Source organism: Coleofasciculus sp. E2-BRE-01, assembly GCF_040221695.1.
GTDB lineage: Bacteria > Cyanobacteriota > Cyanobacteriia > Cyanobacteriales > Coleofasciculaceae > Coleofasciculus.
Window position 1 is genome coordinate 1 of record NZ_JAVKEA010000049.1, and the last position, 3,945, is coordinate 3,945.

The window sequence follows — 3,945 nt, forward strand, 5'->3', positions numbered from 1 at the left end:
CAGAATTCGGTTCGGTCAAACTAACTTCTAAAAGCCGAAACGCCCTATTTTTCGTTCTCACTCTTCCTTGTCTACTGGTCTACCTGTCTTCCTTGTCTTGCCTAAACCCCCATCTTAAAAAACCTACCCTTGTGAGCCCCCGGAACCCCACCGCGAGTCTTATCCTCTGATCCTATGTTTGACCGACTCGCTACCCTAGTTATCGAACTCAAAGAACGAATTCAAGACTTAGAAGCCCAAGTCGCTGAACTCCAGGAACAGATATAATCGGTCGGGGCAGGTTTAGTTATATTGGGGTCAGGTCAGGGCGGGTTTTGCACAAACGTTATTATCCATAGCCAAACGAAAGTCCCTAAACCCGCCCCTACAAACCCTGCTTTTCCTACTCACTTTTTTGCCTGAATCACCTGTAAACTCCCCCCCGCCTGGAGACGCTGTTCACAGGATGAAAATCCCGTCTGCTTAAGCAATCTCACCAAATCTGTCTCCAATAACTGCCACGCCGTTTCCGTTTCAAATAACCAGAGAAACAGAGCGACTCCCGGCATAAATAAAACATTCGTCGGTTTGTGGAAATCCACCAGCGCGAACACACCACCCGGTTTCAGCACCCGATACACTTCCCTAAGAATTTGCTGCAACACTGACGGCGGCATCTCATGGAGTGCTACACTGGTATGCACCAGGTCAAACTGATTCTCCGAAAACGGCATATCCTCGGCAAAACCTTCTACATACTTCGCTTGAGGCACATTCTTTTCGGCGCGTTGCAGCGATAAGGGTGAAACATCCAGTCCTGTGACATTCTGGGAATACTCCACCAGAAAGCGGGTAGCCTGACCCCCGCCACAGCAAAGGTCTAACACCTGCGTTTCTGAGTCAATTGTTAAACCCTGCAAAGGCAGATGGTGGAATTGCCGTTCTCCACCCACACTCGTGGCAGCTAATCGAGAAATCGTGTCATATAGCCACTGATACTTATAACTCAACGGTCTTAATACGGTTGCCATAGTTCTGCTAGGATCAAGAATCTAGATTTTTTCCGGAAAACTCAAACCATTACCAGCATATATTGTTAAAATCAGTAACAAATATGAAATATTTGGAATGCCGTGGTTGCTATGGGTCGTGTTGGGGTATTATTACTTAATTTAGGTGGACCGGATAATTTAGAAGATGTCCGCCCCTTTCTTTTTAATCTATTTGCCGATCCCGAAATTATTCGCCTGCCATTTTCGTGGATGCAAAAGCCCCTGGCTTGGTTAATCTCGACAATGCGGGCAAAGAAGTCGCAAGAGAATTACCGCCAAATTGGTGGAGGTTCACCGCTGCGGCACATTACTGAAGCCCAAGCCCAAGCTTTACAGGAGACGTTAAAGCAGCAGGGGCAAGAGGCGAATATCTATGTGGGTATGCGTTACTGGCATCCCTTCACCGAGGAAGCGATCGCCCATGTTAAACGCGATCGCATTGAACACCTGGTTATTTTACCCCTATACCCGCAATTTTCCATCAGTACCAGTGGTTCCAGTTTCCGGCTTCTGGAACAACTTTGGCAGGAGGATGCTAAACTCAACCAACTGGAATACACGGTCATTCCCTCTTGGTATCAAGCACCGGGTTACCTGCAAGCCATGGCGGACTTGATTGATCAGGAACTGCAACGGTTTGATGATCCTGACGCTGTTCATATTTTCTTCAGCGCTCATGGTGTTCCCAGCAGCTATGTCACAGAAGCTGGAGATCCCTACCAACAAGAGATTGAACATTGCACAGATCTAATTATGCAGACGCTCAATCGCCCCAACCCTCATACCCTGGCGTATCAAAGTCGGGTGGGTCCTGTGGAGTGGCTGCAACCCTACACTGAAGATGCACTGAAAGAATTAGGGAATCAAGGAGTCAAAGACTTGCTGGTTGTCCCGATTAGCTTTGTATCTGAACATATTGAAACGTTACAAGAAGTTGATATTGAATATCGGGAAATCGCAGAAGAAGCTGGAATTCACAACTTCCAGCGAGTTCCAGCACTCAATACCCATCCCGTTTTTATTGAATCCCTCGCCACCTTAGTCGTAGATGCCTTAAACACGCCGCCACGAACATTTGCCGAAGTTGTGCGTCCCAGCAAAAAAGTTAAGATGTATCCCCAAGAACGTTGGGAATGGGGTATGACAACGGCAGCTGAAGTCTGGAATGGTCGTTTGGCGATGATTGGCTTTCTAGCTTTAGTTTTGGAGTTAATTAGTGGTCAAGGACCACTTCATTTTGTGGGATTGTTATAAAACAGAGGCAAACCTTTTTACCTTCTAAGCAAGATCCCCGACTTCTTCAAGAAGTCGGGGATCTGTCTGTGTACCTCACTTACTTGAAAAGCGCTGTAAGTTTTGGTGGAAAAAAGGTATTGAGAAATTGCTTAGCGGACTCGCCGCTTACGTCGTCTAGCTACTGCTTTGCGCTTTTTCTTTTCAATCGGCGTCTCAAAGTGACGCAAGCGCTTCATATCTGCAAAAATTCCTGCTTTGGACACTTGCCGCTTAAATCGGCGCAGCGCTGACTCAATTCCTTCATTTTCGCCTACAACCACTTGGGTCATACTATATCCTCCTTCTAGCGTACAACAAGTTACAACAAGTAATGGATGATAATAGTCATCCAACTCGATCTCTAACAAAATTAGCGTATTTAGACCAGCAGCGATACTGATCAATCGTGACTGCGTTTAGACTACACTCCCTGGATCAAACCGTAATTTACAAGTAACTGAGACGGCTTCACTCATGAAAGTAGAGCAAACACCTAAACCGTTTTGACCATTACTAGCGTTGATTGAGTGACGCTCTAACGCTTCTCGCTTCGGGTAAGCCTAAGCGTCTGAATCCCTTAATTAAATGGGCGATCAGAGATGCTTTGAAGGTACTCGTAGTCTTTCCCTTTACGGCTTTTATAGTGAGGTTTGCGCTCACTCTTCCCCACTTGTACGGGAAACAGCTAGTGTGGCTTAACCGCTTCTAAAAACCTAGACAAACCTACCCACAAGTAATTCTGTCTTGGTATAAGTCCACGGTGTAACTTTTGGTCGATAACCGTTAACGCTGACGCTTGGCTGATACCCGGCATTGTTGCTCGATATCAGCCTTAACCAACGGTTCCCAGTTAAAGACACTATAGTAATCGTGTCTACGATTGACTACAGAGCATCGACCAATAAAATTATTAAATTGATATAGAGCGCTCCATACGTGCTTTCTCGGATTCACTCCGAGATAGGCGGACACAGAGCGCGGCAATCTCTCACTCTTATTCATGCCTCTTCTGGCAATTGCCAGGGCAGCTGCCACATCAGATGATAGTCCATACATTCGACTATATTTAACCAATCCAATCAAACTCGTGTAAGCTGGATTGACAAACTGATGAGTTATTCCTCGGTTAGATAAAATCGATGACAAAATTTGATAAAAACGACTGTATGCCCAGGCAGAAAGCATTCGAGCATATTTTTTTGTTCGCTCTCGCAATTGAGCTTTCTTGGTCGAAAAATCTAAGCTTTCGCACAGAATAGGACACTGAAAAATTCTGGCTAAAGCTGCCAATTTCAAACAAACATCTACAATTTGAGCATCTTGTTTGCCTGTGGGTAAACCCGTCTGAAAAGGAAGAGTTCCCTGAGCTTTTAAATTTCCTTGACCATCAACATAAGCCCAACCGATAGAACTAGGATTTAGATCGATGCCCAGGGCACCATACTGAATTTCTCTACTCACCTTCTCCACCGCTTCGGGTGTGAATTGAACAGCAACAACCCAGCGATTATCCTTTCTATAGAAGTGCCATGTTTTCGCACCGCTATTGGGTAATCTATTAATCTTTCTGGAGAAGCTGCCAATTTTTGATGTGACATATTTCCCAAATTTGGCTTCTAGACAATCCGGGACCCTCAAC

General features: G+C 45.5%; 3 protein-coding genes and 1 pseudogene. 1 reads left to right on the forward strand and 3 read right to left on the reverse strand.

Going from position 1 to position 3,945, the window contains the following annotated elements; translation table 11 throughout:
• Positions 1–386 precede the first annotated feature (386 nt).
• Positions 387–1,010 carry a class I SAM-dependent methyltransferase gene (locus tag RIG66_RS05520; RefSeq protein WP_446375972.1) on the reverse strand — a complete coding sequence of 208 codons (624 nt, stop codon included), beginning with the start codon at positions 1,008–1,010 and terminating at the stop codon, positions 387–389.
• Between the two features lie 111 nt (positions 1,011–1,121).
• Between RIG66_RS05520 and hemH the strand changes: the two genes are divergently transcribed.
• Positions 1,122–2,285, forward strand: a complete 1,164-nt coding sequence (gene hemH / locus RIG66_RS05525) for a ferrochelatase (protein WP_446375974.1) — start codon at positions 1,122–1,124, stop codon at positions 2,283–2,285.
• Between the two features lie 131 nt (positions 2,286–2,416).
• Here the strand turns inward: hemH and rpsU are convergent, their stop codons facing one another.
• A complete protein-coding gene (gene rpsU, locus RIG66_RS05530; RefSeq protein WP_006098158.1) occupies positions 2,417–2,596 on the reverse strand; it encodes a 30S ribosomal protein S21 in 180 nt (59 codons plus the stop codon).
• Between the two features lie 493 nt (positions 2,597–3,089).
• Positions 3,090–3,945: pseudogene (locus RIG66_RS05535) on the reverse strand (hypothetical protein); the annotation flags it as partial.

Coding starts and splice junctions, on each gene's coding strand:
- RIG66_RS05520 (WP_446375972.1), bottom strand. CDS start 1,010: ATGGCAACCGTATTAAGACCGTTGAGTTATAAGTATCAGTGGCTATAT.
- rpsU (WP_006098158.1), bottom strand. CDS start 2,596: ATGACCCAAGTGGTTGTAGGCGAAAATGAAGGAATTGAGTCAGCGCTG.
- hemH (WP_446375974.1), top strand. CDS start 1,122: ATGGGTCGTGTTGGGGTATTATTACTTAATTTAGGTGGACCGGATAAT.